The organism is Arthrobacter sp. U41 (assembly GCF_007679325.1).
In the GTDB taxonomy this organism is placed as follows: Bacteria; Actinomycetota; Actinomycetes; order Actinomycetales; family Micrococcaceae; genus Arthrobacter.
Genome location: NZ_VEGI01000001.1, coordinates 1,523,530 through 1,543,140 on the forward strand (window position 1 = coordinate 1,523,530; position 19,611 = coordinate 1,543,140).

23 protein-coding genes are annotated in these 19,611 nt (G+C 68.0%); 12 read left to right on the top strand and 11 right to left on the bottom strand.

Annotated features, from left to right (window positions below; genetic code table 11):
- Window positions 1-88 precede the first annotated feature (88 nt).
- Genes FS787_RS07070 through FS787_RS07080 form a run of 3 tightly spaced genes read left to right on the top strand, consistent with a single transcriptional unit; the run spans window position 89 to window position 1,982 of the window.
- The gene (locus tag FS787_RS07070) at window positions 89-553 is read left to right on the top strand and encodes a universal stress protein (RefSeq protein ID WP_144671485.1); all 465 of its coding nucleotides are present in this window, start codon (window positions 89-91) and stop codon (window positions 551-553) included.
- Window positions 550-1,236 carry an SRPBCC family protein gene (locus FS787_RS07075; RefSeq protein WP_222124043.1) on the top strand — a complete coding sequence of 229 codons (687 nt, stop codon included), beginning with the start codon at window positions 550-552 and terminating at the stop codon, window positions 1,234-1,236. Before FS787_RS07070 ends, FS787_RS07075 begins: the two co-directional genes overlap by 4 nt.
- Window positions 1,233-1,982 (top strand): hypothetical protein, encoded by a 750-nt coding sequence (locus FS787_RS07080; protein ID WP_144671486.1) that lies wholly within the window; start codon window positions 1,233-1,235, stop codon window positions 1,980-1,982. Before FS787_RS07075 ends, FS787_RS07080 begins: the two co-directional genes overlap by 4 nt.
- A gap of 14 nt (window positions 1,983-1,996) precedes the next feature.
- Here the strand turns inward: FS787_RS07080 and FS787_RS07085 are convergent, their stop codons facing one another.
- On the bottom strand, window positions 1,997-3,340 hold the full coding sequence (locus FS787_RS07085; RefSeq protein WP_144671487.1) for a phosphoribosyltransferase: 1,344 nt from the start codon (window positions 3,338-3,340) through the stop codon (window positions 1,997-1,999).
- A 314-nt stretch (window positions 3,341-3,654) separates the two neighbouring features.
- Between FS787_RS07085 and FS787_RS07090 the strand changes: the two genes are divergently transcribed.
- Entirely contained in the window at window positions 3,655-4,404 is a 750-nt protein-coding gene (locus FS787_RS07090; protein ID WP_144671488.1) for a GAF and ANTAR domain-containing protein, read from the top strand.
- Here FS787_RS07090 and FS787_RS07095 read toward each other — a convergent pair.
- The 6 genes from FS787_RS07095 to FS787_RS07120 form a co-directional block, all read right to left on the bottom strand.
- Window positions 4,401-6,440 carry a bifunctional diguanylate cyclase/phosphodiesterase gene (locus FS787_RS07095; RefSeq protein ID WP_144671489.1) on the bottom strand — a complete coding sequence of 680 codons (2,040 nt, stop codon included), beginning with the start codon at window positions 6,438-6,440 and terminating at the stop codon, window positions 4,401-4,403. The two genes, FS787_RS07090 and FS787_RS07095, sit on opposite strands and share 4 nt — an antisense overlap.
- 96 nt (window positions 6,441-6,536) lie before the next feature.
- Window positions 6,537-7,223, bottom strand: a complete 687-nt coding sequence (locus FS787_RS07100) for a triacylglycerol lipase (protein WP_144671490.1) — start codon at window positions 7,221-7,223, stop codon at window positions 6,537-6,539.
- Window positions 7,220-8,029 carry an alpha/beta fold hydrolase gene (locus tag FS787_RS07105; protein WP_144671491.1) on the bottom strand — a complete coding sequence of 270 codons (810 nt, stop codon included), beginning with the start codon at window positions 8,027-8,029 and terminating at the stop codon, window positions 7,220-7,222. Before FS787_RS07105 ends, FS787_RS07100 begins: the two co-directional genes overlap by 4 nt.
- A gap of 75 nt (window positions 8,030-8,104) precedes the next feature.
- Window positions 8,105-8,314, bottom strand: coding sequence for a hypothetical protein (locus tag FS787_RS07110; RefSeq protein WP_144671492.1), 210 nt, complete (start codon window positions 8,312-8,314; stop codon window positions 8,105-8,107).
- Window positions 8,315-8,456: 142 nt separating this feature from the next.
- A complete protein-coding gene (locus FS787_RS07115) occupies window positions 8,457-8,876 on the bottom strand; it encodes a VOC family protein (RefSeq protein ID WP_144671493.1) in 420 nt (139 codons plus the stop codon).
- A gap of 145 nt (window positions 8,877-9,021) precedes the next feature.
- The gene (locus FS787_RS07120; protein WP_144671494.1) at window positions 9,022-9,588 is read right to left on the bottom strand and encodes a type 1 glutamine amidotransferase domain-containing protein; all 567 of its coding nucleotides are present in this window, start codon (window positions 9,586-9,588) and stop codon (window positions 9,022-9,024) included.
- Between the two features lie 229 nt (window positions 9,589-9,817).
- Between FS787_RS07120 and FS787_RS07125 the strand changes: the two genes are divergently transcribed.
- From FS787_RS07125 to FS787_RS07140, 4 genes are all read left to right on the top strand, one after another.
- Window positions 9,818-10,801 carry a CapA family protein gene (locus FS787_RS07125; RefSeq protein WP_144671495.1) on the top strand — a complete coding sequence of 328 codons (984 nt, stop codon included), beginning with the start codon at window positions 9,818-9,820 and terminating at the stop codon, window positions 10,799-10,801.
- Between the two features lie 139 nt (window positions 10,802-10,940).
- Window positions 10,941-11,165: a hypothetical protein gene (locus FS787_RS07130; RefSeq protein WP_144671496.1), complete on the top strand. Its 225-nt coding sequence runs from the start codon at window positions 10,941-10,943 to the stop codon at window positions 11,163-11,165.
- A gap of 65 nt (window positions 11,166-11,230) precedes the next feature.
- Complete coding sequence (locus FS787_RS07135; protein WP_144671497.1) at window positions 11,231-11,548, top strand: DUF6221 family protein; 318 nt, start codon at window positions 11,231-11,233, stop codon at window positions 11,546-11,548.
- 120 nt (window positions 11,549-11,668) lie between these two features.
- Window positions 11,669-13,123 carry a S8 family serine peptidase gene (locus FS787_RS07140; protein WP_260982432.1) on the top strand — a complete coding sequence of 485 codons (1,455 nt, stop codon included), beginning with the start codon at window positions 11,669-11,671 and terminating at the stop codon, window positions 13,121-13,123.
- A 121-nt stretch (window positions 13,124-13,244) separates the two neighbouring features.
- On the opposite strand, the gene FS787_RS07145 is transcribed toward FS787_RS07140, so the two are convergent.
- Both FS787_RS07145 and FS787_RS07150 read right to left on the bottom strand, forming a co-directional pair.
- Window positions 13,245-13,853: a DUF1992 domain-containing protein gene (locus tag FS787_RS07145; RefSeq protein ID WP_144671498.1), complete on the bottom strand. Its 609-nt coding sequence runs from the start codon at window positions 13,851-13,853 to the stop codon at window positions 13,245-13,247.
- Between the two features lie 138 nt (window positions 13,854-13,991).
- Window positions 13,992-14,771, bottom strand: a complete 780-nt coding sequence (locus FS787_RS07150; RefSeq protein WP_144672032.1) for an SDR family NAD(P)-dependent oxidoreductase — start codon at window positions 14,769-14,771, stop codon at window positions 13,992-13,994.
- An 84-nt stretch (window positions 14,772-14,855) separates the two neighbouring features.
- Here FS787_RS07150 and FS787_RS07155 point away from each other — a divergent pair, with 84 nt between their 5' ends.
- From FS787_RS07155 to FS787_RS07170, 4 genes are all read left to right on the top strand, one after another.
- A complete protein-coding gene (locus FS787_RS07155; RefSeq protein WP_144671499.1) occupies window positions 14,856-15,461 on the top strand; it encodes a TetR/AcrR family transcriptional regulator in 606 nt (201 codons plus the stop codon).
- Between the two features lie 78 nt (window positions 15,462-15,539).
- Window positions 15,540-16,079 (top strand): TspO/MBR family protein, encoded by a 540-nt coding sequence (locus FS787_RS07160; protein ID WP_313959640.1) that lies wholly within the window; start codon window positions 15,540-15,542, stop codon window positions 16,077-16,079.
- 211 nt (window positions 16,080-16,290) lie between these two features.
- Complete coding sequence (locus FS787_RS07165; protein ID WP_260982477.1) at window positions 16,291-16,647, top strand: DUF202 domain-containing protein; 357 nt, start codon at window positions 16,291-16,293, stop codon at window positions 16,645-16,647.
- 2 nt (window positions 16,648-16,649) lie between these two features.
- The gene (locus FS787_RS07170) at window positions 16,650-16,994 is read left to right on the top strand and encodes a DUF202 domain-containing protein (protein ID WP_144671501.1); all 345 of its coding nucleotides are present in this window, start codon (window positions 16,650-16,652) and stop codon (window positions 16,992-16,994) included.
- 190 nt (window positions 16,995-17,184) lie between these two features.
- Here FS787_RS07170 and galK read toward each other — a convergent pair whose 3' ends face one another.
- Window positions 17,185-18,378: a galactokinase gene (galK, locus tag FS787_RS07175; RefSeq protein ID WP_144671502.1), complete on the bottom strand. Its 1,194-nt coding sequence runs from the start codon at window positions 18,376-18,378 to the stop codon at window positions 17,185-17,187.
- Window positions 18,375-19,517, bottom strand: coding sequence for a galactose-1-phosphate uridylyltransferase (galT, locus tag FS787_RS07180; protein WP_144671503.1), 1,143 nt, complete (start codon window positions 19,515-19,517; stop codon window positions 18,375-18,377). Before galT ends, galK begins: the two co-directional genes overlap by 4 nt.
- Between the last annotated feature and the right edge of the window lie 94 nt (window positions 19,518-19,611).

The following is a 19,611-nucleotide window of genomic DNA, read 5'->3' on the forward strand; positions in this document are numbered from 1 at the left end:
CAGGTCCCGCGCACCGGGCGCGCCGGACGGCTTCCCGGGTGACTTTTGGCCCTAGGCGCTGCCGGGCGGACCGGGCAGGCTGGGGGCCATGAACGCTGATCAGCGGATAGTCGTGGGTGTGGACGGTTCGGATTTCTCAACGACAGCGCTCCGGCTCGCCGGGCGCCTTGCCAGGAGCCTCGACGCACCGCTGGCGGTGGTCACCTGCCTTGGCAGCTCGGACCATTTCCTGGCCTCCCATCTGCCCGAGGAGAGTTCCCCCACCACCACCGAGCTTGAAGAGACGGCGAAGCGACTCGTTGACGAGTCCCTGGACCGGGCCTTCGGCGGCGACATGCCCCAGGGACTGACCCGGACCGTGAAGTTCGGCCCGCCGGCGAAGGTCCTGGTGGAGGAGAGCCGGGATGCCCAGCTGCTGGTGGTCGGCCGGCGGGGCCGCGGCGGCTTCCTCGCGCAGATCATGGGTTCTGTCAGCGGCGCCTGCGCGGCCCACGCGCACTGCCCGGTCCTCGTCGTCGGTGAGGACACGGGCAAAACCCGGCCGGGCGGATGAACCGGACCCCTGCATCACTCCGGCTCCGCGGCCCCCTGGCGGGCCTTGCCGCGGCGGCAGCGGCCGCCTGCTACGTCCTGGCAGTCCGGCCCCGGCTGTTGCGGTGGGGTGCAAGCACCCAGGAAGCCGCCGGCCCGCTTCCCGGCGATGAACTCGTTCCAACACCTCGGATGCAGAGCACCCGTGCCGTCACCATCCATGCACCGGCCGCGGACGTCTGGCCCTGGCTCGTCCAGCTGGGCGCCGGACGCGGCGGAATGTACAGCTACGATCTGCTGGAGAACGCTGCGGGCCTCGGCATCCACAGCGCCGACCGGATCCTTCCCGAACACCAGAGGCTCGACGTCGGCGACGTCATTCCGCTGGGCCCCGACCTCGGGGTCCCGGTGCGGCAGATCGTGGCCGGCTCCGTGCTGGCTCTCGGCGGCACCATGGATCCGCTCACCGGGGACGCCATCGCACCCGGTTCTCCGGCCGCAGCTCCGCGAATGGAGTTCGGCTGGACGTTCGTGCTGGAACCCGTCGATGAGCGCACCACGCGGCTGCTGTCCCGGACGCGGTACGACTATGCTCCCCTGGCCGTGGGACTCATCCTCCGGCCTTTGCTGGAACCCGTACAGTTCGTGATGGAACGGCGCATGCTCCTGGGCATCAAGTCCCGGGCGGAGGGGCGCACCCCGTGAGTTCGGCAAAGACCAGCATCATCGCCGGCATCGTGCTGATGGGGGCCGGCGTCCTGTTGCTCCTGGATCTGCTCGGGATCCTCGACAGTGCGGCCCTTGTGTGGCCGCTCATTTTCGCGGCCGCCGGAACCGCGTTCCTGACCGTGTTCTTCCGCAGCCGCGCTGACTGGTGGGCCGCCATTCCGGGCTCGGTCTTTCTGGGCCTGGCGGCGGTCATCCTGATCACCCAGCTCTGGCCGGGCCCGGCGGCGTACTGGGCGGGCGCCGCCCTGTTCCTGTTCATGGGCGCAGGCTTCGGCGCGGTGTACGTGCGCGAACGCGCCAACTGGTGGGCGCTGATCCCCTGCGGGGTGATGCTGACATTGTCACTCGTTGTGGCCCTCCCGCCGGCCTGGGAAGGCATGCCCGTTGCCGCGGTTCTGTTTCTGGGCCTGGCAGCCACGTTTGCGGCGCTGTCCCTGGTTCCCGTCCGCCCCGAGCACAGCCCGGGCGGGCCCGCAGCTTTCCCGGGTCAGCCGGGTCAGCAGGGTCAGACCGCGGCAGCGGAACCCTCACGGATGAAGTGGCCGCTGATTCCGGCCGCGGTCCTGGCCGTGCTGGGGCTGATCTTCGCCTTGGAGGCCACGGCGCTGCTCACCGCCAGCGAGTATTTCGTCCCGGTGCTGCTGGTGCTCGCCGGGGTGGCGCTGCTGATCTACGCCCTCCGCCATCGCACCGGCGGCCACCACAAGGCCCACGGGATCTGACGCGCCTACCCCTGTTATTCGGTGCCTGCCTGCAGCAGATAGTCGACAAACCAGTCCCTGGCGAGGATGGCAGCCGCCGCCAGCGTGCCGGGCTCTTCGAAAAGATGCGTGGCGCCCTGGACCACCGCCAGCTGGTTGGGACACCGCATCATGGACTTCGCCTTCCGGTTGAGTTCCAGCACTTCGTAGTCATAGCTGCCCACGATCAGGAGCGTGGGGGCCCGGACGGCGGACAACCTGGGCCCGGCCAGGTCAGGACGGCCGCCGCGGGAGACCACGGCATCAATCCTGGCGGTTGGTTCGGAGGCTGCCCAGAGCGCGGCCCCGGCGCCGGTGCTGGCACCGAAATAGCCGATGGTGCAGGACGCGGTGTCCTGCCGCGAGGCGAGCCAGTCCGTGGCAGAGGACAGCCGCCGGGCCAGCAGTTCGATGTCGAAGACGTTGGCCCGGTGCCGTTCCTCCGCCGGGGTCAGCAGGTCCAGCAGCAGTGTGCCGAGACCGGCCTGCTGGAGCACCCCGGCAACATACCTGTTCCGCGGGCTGTGGCGGCTGCTGCCGCTGCCGTGCGCGAACAGCACCACCCCCCGGGCCGGGACCGGCAGGTGCAGCTGGCCTTGGAGCCGCACCCCGCGCGACGGGATCTCGACCTCCTCCTCGATCTCCGCCGGGTCCTCCACACTGTCCGTCGACGGCTTCCACGGCGCAGGCTTCGAATTCCGCAGACGCTTGGCCGCCGCGTCGAGGAGCTGCACCACTTCGTCGTCCTCGGTGGGCGAGAAATCTCGGTAGTGGTAGCCCACCGCGGAGAATTGGTGCGGGGTGGCGAGGCAGACGATTTCGTCGGGCTCGGTCAGGCTCCTGAGGGTGTCGGCGGGTGCCACCGGAACAGCGAGGATGACCCTCGCGGCACCGAGCTGCCGGGCGATCCGGCAGGCGACCCTGGCCGTGGACCCGGTGGCGATCCCGTCGTCGACGATCACGGCGATGCGCCCGGTGAGCTCCTGCCGGGTCCTGCCCTTCCGGAACCGCACCACCCGGTTCTCCAGAACAGCTCGTTCATGGTCCTCGACGGCCTGCAACTCGGTGTCACTGACCCGGGAATGGGCCAGCACACGTTCCTCCAGCACGCGGGCACCGCCCTCCCCGATCGCGCCCATGGCAAGCTCAGGTTGATAGGGAAGTCCCAGTTTCCGCACCACGATCACGTCCAGCGGAGCATCAAGGGCGGCGGCGACTTCGAAGGCCACCGGGACGCCCCCGCGCGGCAGGCCCAAGACCACGATGTCCTGTCCCCGCAGGTCCGCGAGGCGGCGGCCCAGTTGCCGGCCGGCGTCGACCCTGTCTTCGAAAATGCTCATCGGTAAGGCTTTCCACTCGAGGTGCCGCCGGTGGCCTCCATTCAGGAGTGCGCTCCGCAGGCTGGGAAAATGACCGATTGGCCTCTTCCTCCACTATCTGCCAGGAACCCTCCGGACGTGAGGGCCTTTATGCCCGGTTTGGCGGGGACGGTTCCGTGACGAAAAGGCGCGAAACGGCTGTATATAATTTTCCGGTACGGTTCTGCAGCGGGCCGTTGGATTGTTCTTCGATCCGGCCGCCCGGCGTTGCAGCTTCCGCACGTCGGTGGCCTGTCCGGATCGTTTTGACCTGAGTGAAACGGCACGACGAGACAGTGGTTAGCGAATCAACCGCAGCTTACACAGACGCAACATCAACCGATCAGCACTTCAACGAACTGGTGCTCAGCAGCTCCGACGTTGAGGAGTTCCTGGGCGAACTGGCCCGGGTATCCGCCGGCAGCCTCTCGGAGCCCGGTGACGAGATCCTGTGCGGGATCACGCTCTTCCGGCACCGCAAGGCCGCGACCGTGGCGAGCAGCAGCCCGGCCGCCCAGGCCATGGATGAGATCCAGTACGCCTTCGGTGACGGCCCGTGCGTGACGGCCTCCCGGGAACAGGAAACCGTGCATATCCGCGACCTGGAGGATTGCGGACGCTGGCCGCAATACGCCGCCACCGTCCGGGGCCACGGCGTCCGTTCGATTCTGGCCCTTCCGTTCCTGCTGGACGGCGACACCCGTGCGGCGCTCAACCTGTACTCGCACCGCTCCGGCCGGTTCGACGGCAGGGCGATGGACCTGGCGTCGAACTTCGTGAGCCAAACGTCCATGGCGCTGCGCCTCGCCGTGCGTTTCGCGAACTACAGCGACACAGCGGCGAACCTCAGGGCCACCCTGGAGACACGGACCGGCATCGACGTCGCGGTGGGCATCATCATGGCGCAGAACCGCTGCAGCCAGGACGAGGCCTTTGAGCTCCTCAAGGCCGCGTCCAGCGCGCGCAACGTCAAGCTGCACGCGGTGGCCGCCGGCGTTGTTGAATCACTGGGCAAGGGGCCGGCCAGGACGCACTTCGACGTCTAAGCCTCGCGCCGGATTTCCCGGATCAGCCAGTCCACGATCATCCGGCTGGCGCCGGAACTGCTGTCGGCCCGGTGCTGCTGCGCGTGCCAGCGGTGGACGTCGCCCCGCCGTCCGCCGCGGGACTCGAGGTAGTCCGTGAAAGGGCAGTCCTGGAGGTGGTGCGGGTGCGGGGAACCGAGGCGAACGAACTTCCAGTGAAAGGCCAGGGCTCCGAGGGCCGTGGTGACCTGGCGGGGGGACTCGAGCGATTCGAAGCCCGCTGTCCAGCCGGGCACCTTGGCGGCAGGCATCGGGCGGGCGAGATGGTAGCCCTGGCCGTACCGGGCACCGAGGACGGCCACGGCTTCGGTCATGCCGAGGTCTTCGAGCCCCTCTGCCACGACCGACAGGTCGAAATCCCTGCCAATCTGTACCAGGGTGGCGATCAGACTGAGGGTCTCCAGCGGACTGGTACGCAGGCCGGTGAGCATGTCCCTGTCGATTTTAACCGCCGTGAAGGGCAGCATGGACAGTCGCTTCAGGCTGCTGTAGCCCGCACCGAGATCATCCATGGCGAGCCCGACGCCCAGCTCGATCAGGCGGTCCAAGGGGCCCCGGAGCCGGTCCCAGTCCGTGGTCTCGGTTTCCAGTAATTCCAGGACCAGCCGCGGCGGGGCGATCGTGTGCCGCCGGAGGGCTTCCTCGACGAAACGCGGGCAGTCCGGGTCCAGCAGGCTGGACGGTGCAATGTTGATGGAGACCTTGCCGGACAGCTCCAGTCCGTCCCACGCCGCGAGGCAGGCCAGTACCTGATCAAGTCCCACCCTGAACAGCCTGTCCGTCTCCGCCGGGTTGAGGTGCGGGAGGAACGCTGCCGGCGGTAGAAGGCTGCCGTCGCGCAGCCGCAGCCGGGCCAGGGACTCGAACAGGTAGACGCTGCCGGCGTGAAGGTCCACGACCGGCTGCATGAACATCTCCAGCCCGCCGTCGAACAGTTGCTCCCGGTATGAGGCAACGACGTCGTTGGCCGGCCCGGGCGCCGGCCCCACTCCGGCGGGTGCGCCGGCCGCCGGAACGGGGGCCTGAGCCGCACCGGCGTCCGGCGCGTTCCCGGCCAGTTCCCACCAGCCCTGCGTTCCCGCGGTTCGGGCTTTGGCCACGTTGAGGGCGGCGTCGGCGCCGCGCAGCAGGGTGCGCATGTCGTTGCCGTCCCGGGGCGAGCAGGCCAGCCCGGCGCTCATGGTCAGGGAAATCGTTTCCCCGCCCACGTCAAAGGGTTCGTCGACACTGTGGCCGAGCCGCCGGAGCACGCCGCCCAGTGTCGCCGCGGCGTCATCCCCGTCGGCGCCTTCAACCACGAGCACAAATTCGTCGCCGCCCATCCGGGCGAGGAACTCGGCTGGCTGGAGCCGCGCCTGCATCCTGGCGGCCCAGCTTTTCAGGATGCCGTCGCCGGCCTCGTGGCCGAGGGAGTTGTTCACTTCCTTGAACCGGTCCAGGTCAATGAGTCCGACGGCGACGACGGGCCGGGAGCCGCCGTCGGGATCCAGCGCCTTGGCGAGGTGCCCGTCCAGGGCCGCACGGTTGGGCAGGCCCGTCAACTGATCGTGGGTGGCCTGGAAACGGAGCTGTTCGTGCAGTGCCATCCGGGCGTTAATGTCCCGCTGCACGCTGACGAAGTGTGTGACCTGACCGTTTTCGTCCAGGAGCGGGGTGATGGTCAGTGCGTTCCAGAACGGTGACCCGTCCTTGCGGTAGTTGAGGATGTCCCCCCGGAACTGTTCCCCGCGCGCCAACGCGTCCCGGATGGTCGCGGCGGCCTCCGGCGCTGTGCCCGGCCCCTGCAGGATCCGGCAGTTGGTGCCCAGCACCTCGGCTTCCGAGTACCCGGTGATGGTGCTGAAGGAGCGGCTGGCGTGCAGGATGTTCTGCGCCGCGTCCGTGATCAGCGAGATTTCGGACGTTGCGGACAGCGCCCTGACAAGGAGCTCCGGGGGAATGCCATCGGCAACGTGGGGCGAGGCCGTGAGCGCGGGAGGTGGCCTGCGAAGAGACATGCTGGATCCATTGGGAAGTCAGTCCGGGGTCCGGAAATTGATAAGTTTACTGACAGACTAGCCGTCCGGTGGCCGAACGTCCGGCAAGGCCCGGTGCTAAGGCGCGGCCGCGATGTCGAGGATGGTCCGGACGGTCTCCTCATCGGCCAGGATCCGGAAGTGCCCGGCGGTGTCCAGCTGGATGTTCCGGGCTCCGGGCAACACGCTGCCCTCGGGGATGTGCGGGTCGAAGCCTCCGTAGACCGACGTGATGTGCTGGTTGACGCGTTCTTCCCGCGCGAGCTGCATGGTCACCGCACTCCGTGGCGAGAAGGCGCGCAGGCTCGGCAGCAGCATGAACGACGCATAGCGCGATCCGGAGAACGGCGTGCAGACCGCCACCATGCCCGCGATCCGGCGCTCCGGATCCAGCTGCATCATCACGAATTTGCCGATCAGTCCGCCCTTGCTGTGCGCGACGATCATCACGTCCGTCAGCTCACGTTCCCGGATGTACCCGGCGATCGAGTCCGCGGCCTTGGGCACCGCGTGCCGGTTCCGGCGCAGCAGCGCCAGCACATGCACCGGATGGCCCGCCTCATGAAGCCGCTTCACGAGCGGCAGCATAAAGCGCCAGTCCTCATACACTCCCGGAATCACCACGACGGGCCGCCGGGTTCCGGAGAGGAAATCCTCCGGCTTGGTGCGGGAGGCGGCGCTGAGGATCTGCCGGCCCGCGGCATACACATAGTCCTGGACCCACCAGCGGGCGGTCTGCAGCGCCCCGCTCAGCACCCCGCTCACGCCGGGTGTCCTTGGGTGGCCTCCCCTGCGCGCTGGCGGATCCCGGCAAATTCCAGGATGGCTGCCGCCACTTCCGCGGAGCGGTTGTGCTGCACGACGTGCCCGCTGCCTGGGACTTCGAGTAACCGCCCCTCGGCCGCGTGGGCGGCCAGCCGGCGGCACCACTCAGCCGAGGCTACGGGATCGTTCGCGCCGCGCACCAACAGGACCGGGGCGGTCACGCCGGCAATTTTCTGCTCCGTGGGGTAGCCAATCATGACGCGCAGGGTCTTCAGGTACCAGCCGGGACCGCAGCGGAGATAGTCCGTGAAGACGAGGGCGTTGGCGGACGGGCTCTCGAAGAACAGGCTGTCCCGGCCGAGCGCGAGGGCCTGCTGCATGATGGTGCGCCGTTTCGAATCGACCACCGGCGCCATCAGGACAAGACGGGACACGCGCCCGGGCTGCTGAAGCGCGGCTTCAATCGCGAACTGGGCGCCCATTGAATGTCCGACCAACACGAACTCCCGGACGCCCAGCTGCTCCAGCGCCCCAAGAATGTAGGTGGCGTGGTCCGCGACCGAAAGAGCGTGTTCGGGATGTGGGGTGGCTCCGAAGCCGGGGAGATCGATCGAGTACGTGTCGGCTGACTCCGCCAGGTGCCGGTGGAGCCTGCCGAGATAGCGATGTGAGACACCGATCCCGTGGATCAGCACGACGGCGGGGCGCGCCGCCCCGCCGCCCGCCGGGCCGGCTTGGCCCGCCGAGACGAACACATGGCCCACATGGCCTGCGGCCTCGATCTCTAGACGGTCGGGCCTGCTCATGGTGGGCTCTTTTCTGTCCGGTGTTTCCCCGCCGAGTGTCAGCGTCCGCTAAGCATACTGACAGAATTCCGCCGGTCAGTCCTCCCGCTTGTCCCGCTCGCTGAACTCCTCGTCAAGGTCGTAGTGCCTGAACTCGGTTTCCGGATTCGGTTCCCCGTCGGCCACGTACTCATAGTCCAGCTGCCGCTGGACCTGGCTGTCGAGGACCTGAAGGTCCTTGTCCCCCACCTTGCTGAGGTCCTCCGGGAATTCATCCTCCGGTGTGATGTGCAGCTTCTCGCTCATGGCGTGCCTCTCTGAGCCGGACAGGTGGACTCGATGATGCTGTGTCCCGGCCGCCTTCAGGATAGCCGCGCCCCTGAGGGAGGGGAACACGGCCGGATCCTTTATTACCTGCGAACCCTGCCCTGGACCTCGCCCGCCTGCGCTAGCCCTGGACCGCCTCCGGACCGACGTTGACCAGCCAGTCAGTACCGAACTTGTCCGTGCACATGCCGAAGACGTCTCCCCACGGCGCCTGCTCCATGGGAACTGTTACCTTCCCGCTTTCAGCGAGTCTGTCGAAGTAGCCGCGCAGTTCTGCTTCGTCCGAGCCGCTCAGGGACACGGAGATGCTGTTGCCGGGTGTGAAGTCCATACCGTTGGGCGTGTCCGCGCCCATCAGCACCATGCCCTTGTCAGTGGTCAGCATGGCGTGCATGATCTTGTCCTGCTCGGATGCATCCTCGCTGGCGTGGTATTCGCCGAAGGTGCTCATGTGCAGTTCACCGCCGAAGACCGACTGGTAGAAGGTCATGGCTTCCTTGGCGTTGTCGCGGAAACTCAGGTACGGGTTCAGCGTTGTCATATCCGGGACTCCTTGCAGCTGGGATGCCGGCAAGCGTGCCATGTCGCGGCGCGGCCGACGCACATTTACACGGCATATCCTGCCCCAAATCGGGCCTTCACGGTAGGCCTCCGCCGCTGTCCCCTCGTCAGGGCATTGCCGCCGCTTAGGCTGTCTGTCCGGCGTGCTCGCCTTCCTCGATTTCCTCCAGCAGTTTGTCGTTGAAGGCGGGGAGATCGTGCGGGTTCCGGCTGGTCACCAGCCCCTGGTCCACCACTACTTCCTGGTCGCTCCAGTTGGCACCGGCATTCTTCAGGTCGGTCTGAAGCGTGTAGTAGGACGTGACGTTCCGGCCGCTGATGACACCGGCCTCGATCAGGAGCCAAGGGCCGTGGCAGATCGAAGCCACCGGCTTGTGCTGCTCGAAGAAGGCCCGGGTGAAAGCCTGGGCGTCCTTGTCCGCGCGGAGATGGTCCGCGTTGACCACGCCGCCGGGGATCACAAGGGCATGGAAGTCAGCGGCGTTGGCCTCGGAGGCCGCCATGTCGACATCAAACGTCTGCCCCTTCTCGGTGCCGTCGTAGCCCTGAAGCGTTCCGCGCTTGGGCGCCACCAGGGTGGGCTCGCCCCCGGCCTCCTTCACGGCGTTCCAAGGGCTGGTCAGTTCCACCTGCTCCACGCCGTCGGTGAGCAGGAAGGCGACTTTCTTACCGGCAATGTTGTGCTGGGACATGGGTCCTCCTCTTGGTGCCCGGGGAGGATCCGCGGCCTTTGGACGGGCCGGATCCCCGCTCGGGGAATTTTGATGCCTGACAGGATCAACTCTAGGAAGCCACAAAGTAATAAGCAAGCTGACTATATTGTGGTTGACGCCTGACGGCGGCTGGCCAGGATCCGTGGGACGGTCCATGCTGGGAGAAGGACCGGGAACATTCCGGGGAAGCGCCGACGGGCGGGTTGCCATGTTAATTGCGTTGGTGGGCGACGTCATGCTGGGCCGCCTGGTCAATGAGCGGCTGCGGCGGGCCGGCGCTGCTTATCCGTGGGGAGATACCCACACCGTTCTGGGCAGGGCGGACCTCAGGATCGCCAATCTTGAATGCGTCCTGGCTGCCGGCGGCGAACCGCAGGCCGGCAAGGTGTTCCATTTCCGCTCTGACCCGAGGAATGTGGCGAGCCTCCGCGCCGCGGGGATCGGGATGGTGTCGCTGGCCAACAACCATGTCCTGGATTACGGGGCCGGGGCCTTCCGGGAGATGCTGCCCGCGCTCGACTCGGCCGGCATCCTGCATGCCGGGGCCGGTGTCGACGGCGACGCCGCCCGCCGGCCCGCGGTGCGCCGCGTGTCAGGGACCGCCGTCGGTCTCGTTGCGTTTACCGACAACCAGCCGGACTGGGAAGCAGATGGCGGGCCCGGCGTCTTCTTTGTGCCGGTGGTGGACAGCGACCGCAGGGTGGCGGACCTGCTGGCATTGGTCCGTCGGACGAAGGCCCGCGTGGAGTTCCTGATTGTGTCCGCGCACTGGGGGCCGAACTGGGGCTCCGGGGTGCCGTCCGAGCACCGCGGACTGGCGCGGGCACTGATCGAGGCGGGTGCCGACGTCGTTTTCGGGCACTCGCCGCACATCTTCCGCGGCATCGAGGTCTTTCAGGGCAGGCCCGTCATCTACAGCGCCGGAGACTTCGTGGACGATTATGCGGTGGATCCGGTGGAACGCAACGACCAGTCATTCATTTTCCTGCTCCACACCGACGCCGGCACGCCCCGGACGCTGTGGCTGTATCCGACAATGATCACTGATTTCCAGGCAAGGCTGGCGGGCAGGAGCTCCCGGCAGATCGCAGAACGGATGCAACGGCTCAGCCGCCATCTCGGGACGGCGAGCAGGTGGGACGCCGCCGCCGGGTGCCTGGAGATCCCGCTCGCCGCCGACGTGCACCGGTGAACCCGCCCCGGCAGCGGACCGGAGACAAGAATCTTACGGGCTGGTAACCCACAGTTAACGCGGCGGTGTGAAACTGGATTACGGAGCCATTCGAGACTGACACCTTCCTGCACGGCAAACCCTCCAAGGAGCAGCAGACATGACCAGTCCAGAACCCAACTCCCCCGGCGGCCCCCGGATCCACGAGACCAGCCAGGAACGTCCCGACCTCAGCAGCCTGCATGTCCGCGAGGACGTGGCGATTACCGGGCTTTGCGGCAACGTGCATCTGCCCACGGGCCGGACCTGTGTCCTGTCCGAGCGGCATGAGGGGTCCTGCCACTTCATTGCGCCCGAGGACGCGGAAAACCTGGCAGCACGCTAAGGTTCCACAGCGTATCCGGCACCCGGCGCTGGTTGCCGGGGCCCAAGCGCGCGTACGCTCGCGGTGTGGACATCGTGGAATTCCTGTCCGAACGGATCACCGAGGACGAGGCCGTGGCGCGGACGCTTCTCAGCGACCGGGCTGTCTCGAAATCCGGCGCCTGGTACGAACAGCGCCTGCTGCTCGAGTGCGAGGCCAAGCGGCGCCTGATCCGCATTGTGGAATCCGCCCGTCAGTCGGCCCTCGCAGCGATGGTCAGCGATACCGGCCCGGAATTGGGCTGGGTCCCGCAATCCCTCGAGTGGATGGAACAGTCGCTCTATGCCCTGGCCCTTCCCTACTACGACCATCCCGGCTTCGAGCAGGACTGGCTCCGCGCCTAAGCCTCCCGCCGTCGGCGTGATTTCACAGGTCGCTCCAAGAAAATCCTAAGGTCCGTGGGCAATATCCAATCGCTGGCCTAAGCTAAGGAGCGGGGGGCGCTCAATAGCGAAGACGCAAAAATGGAGGCCACCATGTTCAGCTACGTCCGCCGTCCGGGAATATTGCGACAACCAGCGCCCGCCACCGCGGGTCGACGCAAAGATCCCGGGAAATCTGCTCCCCCACCCAAGGCCAGGCAACGGATCCGGGGAATCCTCGGCGGCCTTGCGGCGCTGAGCCTGGCCGTGGCCGGAAGCCTCGTTGCCGCCGTGCCCTCAACCGGCGCCGAGCAGAAACAGGATTACATCGTGGTGCTGAAAGACGGCGCCGTTGACGCCGGAACAGCAGCCTCGGCCCAGCAAGGAAAGTACGGTCTGGCTGTTTCCACGGTCTACCGCAATGCCGTGAAAGGGTACGCCGCCACCATGACGCCGTCCGCCGCGGCCCGCCTCGCGGCAGATCCCGGGGTTGATTTCATTACCGTGGCCAGGGAGTTCGACCAGCCGGAGGATCCGGGGCCCAACAACCAGGTGGCGCCGCTGTGGTGGCTGCGAATCGGCGGTTCCCTCCCGGACGGCGGCCAACTGCCCCAGGCCCGGGACGCTGTCGACGTCAACGTGGCGGTGATCGACAGCGGCATCGACAGCAGCCACCCGGACCTGAACGTACAAGGTGGCATCGACTGTTCCACCGGCTCCCCGGTGAAGGTCACCTCCACGGACACCGTTGGACACGGAACCTTCGTGGCCGGGGTGATCGGCGCCAAGGACAACAATCTGGGCGTGATCGGCACGGCGCCGGGCACCCCGTTGTGGTCCATCCGTGTGGTTGACGACGCCGGCCTGATCACCGAGGAAATGCTCATCTGTGCCATCGACTGGGTGACCGCGACCCTCAACGACGATGACCCGGAGAACGACATCGCGGTGGCCAACATCAGCATTGGCGGCCCGGGCGCCGAAACCGAGAACTGCGGCAAGGGAACGGACCCGATGCACTACGCCATCTGCCGTTCCGTCGACGCCGGAGTCGTGTATGCCGTTGCGGCCGGGAACTCCGGCCAGGACATCGCCGGTTTTGTCCCGGCCACCTACGACGAGGTGCTGACCGCCACGGCCATAGCGGACTTCGACGGCAAGCCTGACAGCCTGAAGTCCCCGCTTTGTGGGACCGAAGACTGGTCAAAGGTGGGGCAAAAGGATGACTTCCCGGCTTACTTCTCCAACTACGCCAGCGGATCCGCGGATAAGGCCCACACTATCGCCGCACCCGGGGTCTGCATGACCTCCACGGCTCCCGGCGGCTATGGAGTGGCCCACGGAACCAGCTTCGCCAGCCCCGCAGTCGCGGGCTCGCTGGCGCTGTGCATCAGCGAAGGCGCGTGTGAGGGCTCAGGAAAGGAAGCGATGTCCCGGTTCCTTGAACTCACCGCCGCCTACAACGAGGACAACCGCGGCTTCGGCTTTGAGGGCGACCCGTTCCGCCCGGCCGAGGGGAAGTTCTACGGCTACCTGGCCCAGATCGCGGGGTACTGACCCCACGGGCGCAACCCGGTTCCGGCTGGTGCCGGGGCCGGGTTCCGCCGGACCGCCGGCCTGGGCACGTGATTGGCCACGTACCTGGGAACGTGATTGGGCACGGAAGCGCAGCACCCTGCTAGGAACCGGACCAGATCCGCCGCCACCAAGGACGACGGATCTCCGGCGTTTGCTGCGTTTCCTGCTCAGCGACGGCGGCTGCGAGCGCGGCACGGCGTTCCACCCAGCGCCGGACTTCCGCTTCGATATCACGCGTTTCCGTCACGACGGGCGGACCGCCCTGCAGTTGCCGCCGGGCGTCAACAACCCGGGCATTGAAATCCTCCAGGAGCTCGCGGACCTGCTTCTCGGAGTGCAATTCGCCGATCCGGGCGTCCAGCCCGGCGTCCTCCGTGCGGAGCAGGATGGCTTTGGGTCCCATTCCGGTGATGTTTTCACGCTGCATCAGGCCCTTGACCCACCAGTCAGGATCGTACGTCTCCCCCAGCCCGGGTATGGGTTTGCCGGCGTATTTCAAGTGGTCGAACTTTCCCTGCGCCATGGCATCGCGGATCAGGTATTCGGCTCTGGTGGCTTCGTCGAACCGCGCGCGCAGGTCCCGTTCCTTCTCTTCGGCGGCAGCCAGTTCCTGCTCTTCCTGGAGGGTCAGTCCGCTGACCCGCAGCGCCCGGAGTTCCGCTGCGCGTTCCACCCGGCGCCGTAACGCTCCGCCCGACCCGCTGTCCATCACTACCCTCCCCGTTGCCTGCCCGGCTTCCTTCTTCCCAGTATGCGAATCAAAGTCCCGGCGGCCAAGCCACGAAAACAGGAGCGGACGACGGCGGGGAGCTCCCGCCGTCGTCCGCTCCCGGAGTGCTGCCGGCTGTCAGACCGCGGACCAGCCGCCGTCGGAGGCGAGGATGGCGCCGTTGATGTTGGTGCCGTCGTCGCTGAGCAGGAAGGTGATCGAGGCGGCCAGCTGGGCCGCGGTGGCCGGCGCCGGGATGTTCGCGCCCATCAGCGGGCCGAGCCGTTCGGCGGCCAGCTGGGAACCCCAGGTGGCCTCGATGTTGGTGATGGTGGCGCCGGGGGCCACCGCGTTGAAACGCAGGCCCTGCGGCCCGTACATCACCGCGGAGTTCCTGGTGAGCCCGATGACGGCGTGCTTGGACGCGGTGTACGCGGCGCCGGCGGCGGAACCGCGCAGGCCGGCCTCGGAGGCGACGTTGACCACCGAGCCGGCCCCGGCCTCGAGCATCAGCGGCACCACGGCGCGGGTCAGGCGCATGAGGGCGGTGACGTTGATCCTGAAGACCCGGTCCCAGGTGTCGTCGTCCACCTCGTGGATCGGCGCGAAGTGGTCCATGATGCCCGCGACGTTCGCCAGTGCGTCCACCCTGCCGCCCGCGGCGGCGACGACGGCGGCCACGGTCTCCTCGGTCGAAATGTCGCCGGCCACGGGGACCAGGTCCAGACCGGCGTTCCCGGCAACCAGGGCGTCCAGCCGCTCGGAGCTGATGTCGGCGGCGATGACCCGGCCGCCTTCCCCGGCTACGCGCAGGGCCGTGGCCAGGCCGATGCCCGAACCGGCGCCCGTGACGATGATCGTTTGGCCGGCGAACCGGCCTGCGGTGATGGTTTCCTGCCATGAAGCGTCGTTGCCCATGATGCCTTTCCGAACATTGCGGGATGCTGTCATTTTCCACCTTATGACACGCTGTGTCATTATGAAAGGGTGAATACTGGTGGGATGCCCGCGCAAGACTCCAAGCCCTCAGAACGGCGTTCCTCCGGGCGCCCGGTGACCATTGATCCGGATGCCATCGCTGGCCTCGCGCTCCAGCTCTTCGCCGAGAACGGCTACGAACAGACGTCCATGGAGGACATCGCACGCGCGGCCGGGATCGGCCGCAAGAGCCTCTACCGGTATTTCTCCAGCAAGGCCGATCTCATCTGGGGCGGCATGGAACCGGTTGTCCGCGCATCCGGACTGGTCCTGGAGGAGGCCCGCGTCCGGGGGGCGGGCGATGACGGCATCATGGCGGGTTTGCGGGCCGCCGCGATCGCCGGGGTGGCCGTGATCCCCGACCTGGCGGTGTCGCGGGGGCGGCTGCGCCTGATCGCCCGGCATCCCGAGCTTGCCAGCCGGAGCTACGGTTCGTTGGCTCCCCAGCGCGACGGAGCGAGGCGTTATCTTATGGACCGCGGGGTTCCCGAGGGCCCCGCGGGTTGCCTGTGCGCGGCCTATCTGGCGGCGACCTTTGACGCATGGATGCAGTGGGCTGAGGGCATGGACCCGGATCCGGTGCCGTATCTGCTGGCCGCCGTGGACGTGCTGCGGGTTCCGTCGGCCTGACTCCCGGACCTGCGGGTGGCCGCCACTTTGCGCGGCGTCGGTTTGACGTACAACCCCCTGATTGTTCACAGTAAGTCAGTGCTGGCCAACGTTGAAGAAGCTCCCCCGCGCCCGGCGCTGCCCAGCGATCGCCCCTGGCAGCGGCAGGGTCCGGCATTGATCGGCTTCCTGGCGATGGCCTGGCTGGTGTCGTTGCTGGGCTCCCTGCCGATCCGGATGAACGGCACGTGGTACGCCTTGGCCGACAAGGCGCCATGGACACCGCCCGGTTGGATTTTCGGCTCGGTATGGCTGGGGCTCTACGCGGCCGCGGCCGTGGCCGTGTGGCTGGTGTGGCGGCAGCGGCACTTCCCGCGGAGGGCCGCGCTCAAGGTCTACGGCGCTCTCCTGCTGCTGAACCTGGCGTGGCCGCTGATGTTCTTCGGCCTGTACCCGATGCTGGGGACCGCGGCGCTGTGGCTGGCGCTGATTGTGATCGGGGCCCATGCCGTGGCGGCAACCTTGGCTGTCCTCCACTTCGGGCCGATCAGCAGGACAGCCGGGCTGCTGATGCTGCCCTACGTTTCATGGCTGGTGTTCTCCGCGAGCCTGAACCTGTTTGCGGCCGTTCATAACTGAGGCGCCGGCCGCCATTGCCGTTGAAGTGCGGAATCGCCTCCCCAGGTGACATCCTGAAAGCACTATGACCGCGCACGAAGAAGGCCCAGACACCTCATCCACCGGCCGCGAGGCACCCGGCGGCCCCGCCCCGGCCCCCGCCGGCACTGACACCGGGACCGGCCCCAGAGCGACTCCCGCCGCGGACGAGCCTGACCGGAGCCGGCGCAGGATCTCGGCCTGGGCCCTGGGCGGGGGGACCGAACCGGATCCCAGGTTCACGCTGGCCAACGAGCGCACGTTCCTGGCGTGGATCCGGACCTCGCTGGCGATGGTGGCCGGCGGCATCGCCGTCGAGGCCTTCACCTTGGAACTTTTCACCCCCGAGGTCCGCAAGACCGTCGCCGTTCTGCTGCTCCTGCTGGGGCTGGTGACCGGCGGCGGGTCCTTCTTCCGCTGGCTCAATGTGGAACGGGCCATGCGCCGGCAGGCACCGCTTCCGCTGCCCCTGATCGCTCCCATCCTGGCGGCCGGCGGGGCACTTGTCGCGGCCGTGCTGATCGTTTTTGTGATCTGGCGGCCGGCCTAGCCATGGCACGGACCAGGGCGGCGGCGGTGCACAACGACCCGGGGCTCCAGCCCGAACGCACGGACCTCGCCTGGCGCAGGACCGCCCTGACGCTGATCACGGCCGCCTGCATTTTCCTGCGCTGGATGCCCCACTACGGCTGGTTCGTCGGGACTCTGGTGGCTACTTCACTGCTGGTGGCGCTGGGCATTGCCGTCACGCAGCGCCGCCGCTACCACCGGGCCGCCAGCGGCATCGGCGGAGGCGTGATGACCGCGAGCGTCCGGGCGACGGCGGCCATCGCGGGCAGCGTCGTGGTCCTCGCCGCACTCGGCATATACACCGTGCTGTTCCTGCCGCTGCAGTAGGTTCGACAGCCCCAGGTTCGACAACGCCCAGGTTCGCCACACCGAGTCGCAGCGGATGGCTGTCCGGACCGCCCCGCCTCATCGACTGCTACATAACCGCCCTTTTGAGCGGCCTGAACGGCCGCTTGGGCCCACGCCGGCAGGGTTCCCTGGCCGAGCGTGCGAGGCGAGGGGGCCGGTGGGGAGGACGTCAGGACAGGCGCTCTGCCCCGGCAGCCGGCGTGACCGTGAAGAAGTCCGGCGCGGTGAAACCGGCGTCCACGAACGCATGCACGACGGCGTCACGGACCTGCCGCTCGTCCCGCACCGGGGTGAGGGCGATCGCCGAGCCGCCGAAGCCGCCTCCGGTCATGCGGGCCCCGATGGCGCCGTGGCTGCGGGCCGTGTCCACGGCAAGGTCCAGCTCCGGGCAGGAGATCTCGAAGTCGTCCCGCATGGAGGCATGGCTGGCATCAAGGAGGGCGCCGATCCGGGCCGGCCCCTGGGACCGGAGCGTGTCCACGGCCTGCAGCACACGGTCGTTTTCGGTGACGATGTGACGCACCCGCCGGAACGTCACCGGATCGAGCAGGCCGCCGGCCTCCTCAAGGTCCGCGACGCCGACATCCCGCAAGGCTTTGACGCCCAGGACCTCGGCGCCGAGCTCGCAGGACGCCCGGCGGGACGCGTACCCGCCGTCGGCGTGGGAATGCGCCACTTTCGTGTCGATCACCAGCAGAACCAGACCGGCGTCCTGCGCCTGGAACGGGACGAGCTCCACGGACTGGTCCCGGCAGTCAAGGAAGACGGCGTGTCCGCGGGCGCCGCGCAGCGACGCCGACTGGTCCATGATGCCGGTGGGCGCGCCGACGAAGGCGTTTTCGGCATGGTGGGTGAGTGTGACCATGTCCTCGGCGGTGAGTCCGGCGCCGAGCAGATCATTCATGGCAGTGACGACGGCGCATTCGATCGCGTGCGAGGAAGACAGGCCGGCACCGAGCGGGACGTTTGAGTCGAGGAGGAGGTCAAATCCCGGGACGTCGAGGCCGCGCTGCTGCAGGGCCCAGACCACTCCCAGCGGGTATTTGGCCCAGCCTTTGACGGCGCCCGGCGACAGGGAGGCGGCGTCGGCCGCGACGAGCCCCTGGTCGCCAAACGTGGAGAGAAGCCGGACTCGGCTGTCTTTACCGGAGGAACCCTCCCGGAGCCGGACTGCGGTCCTGGCCCGCTTGTCGATCGCGAAGGGCAGGACGAAGCCCTCGTTGTAATCGGTGTGCTCGCCGATCAGGTTGACCCGGCCCGGAGCGGCCCAGACGCCGTCCGGGGCGGCGCCGAATGTGGCCTCGAACCGGTCCGCAAGGCTGTCCGCCACGCCGCCGGCGTCGGTGCAGGTGGTGGTGTTCATGCGGGGGCGCCTTCCGGGGTCAGGGTGGTGCGGCTTGCGGGCTCACTGGCCACTTCCCGCAACCGGGCGGCGACGGATTCCGGCGTGGTGTCGTTGATAAAAGCTCCCATGGCGGCTTCGGAGCCGGCCAGGTACTTGAGCTTGTCCGCGGCGCGGCGGGGCGAGGTCAGCTGCAGGTGCAGGTGGCCGTCCCGTCGCATCGCCGGTTCCAGCGGAGCCTGGTGCCAGGCCGCGATGTAGGGGGTGGGCGTCGGGTAGAGGGCGTCGAAGCGCTTCAGGAGTTCGGGGTAGAGCTCCGCAAGCTCGTCGCGTTCGGCCCCGTTCAGGGCGGCGAGGTCCGGGACCTGGCGGTGCGGGACGAGGTGGACTTCCAGGGGCCAGCGGGCCGCGAAGGGGACGTAGGCGCTGAAGTGTTCGCCTTCGAGCACCATGCGGCTGCCGTCGTGGCGTTCGGCCCGGAGCAGGGAGGACGTGAGCGTCGCCCCGCCGTCGGACGCGGCCGAGTAGGCGCCGGCTGCGGCCGCCAGGACCGCGGCGCGGGGCGTGACGTAGGGGTACGCGTAGATCTGCCCGTGCGGGTGGTGCAGGGTGACGCCGATGTCGGCGCCCCGGTTTTCGAACGGAAAGACCTGCTGGACGCCGGGCAGTGCGCTGAGCGCTTCCGTGCGGTGGGCCCAGGCGTCGATCACTGTGCGGGTGCGGCGCCAGCCCAGCTCGGCGAAGGACCCGGTGTGCTGCGGGGTGAAGGCCACCACCTCGCAGCGGCCGACGGCGGGCGCGGTGGTCCCCCAGCCGGGCGCCGGCGGGACGTCGTGCGCGGCAGGTCCCAGGGAGGGGAAGCGGTTCTCAAAGACGGCGACGTCGTAGTCCGGCGCCGGGATCTCGGTCCGGTTGGCCGGCGTCGTCGGGCAGATGGGGCACTGGTCCGCCGGCGGCAGGTGCGTGCGCGACTGCCGGTGCGCGGCGACGGCGACCCATTCCCCGCTGAGCGCATCGAAGCGCAGCTGGCCCGGTTCGGGGCGGGCGGGCAGCTCGCGGTGGTCCACGAGGGAGGCGGCGGGCCGCTCCGCCGTCCCGGTGTCGTCAAAATAGAGGATCTCGCGGCCGTCGGCCAGGCGGGTCATGGTGGTTCGCGTCATGGTTTCAGTTGTACACGACAAAACATTTTCAAACAATAGAGCACAAAATGAAGCAGAAAGTGTGTGCGTTTGGCAGGTACGGACATTAGGATGT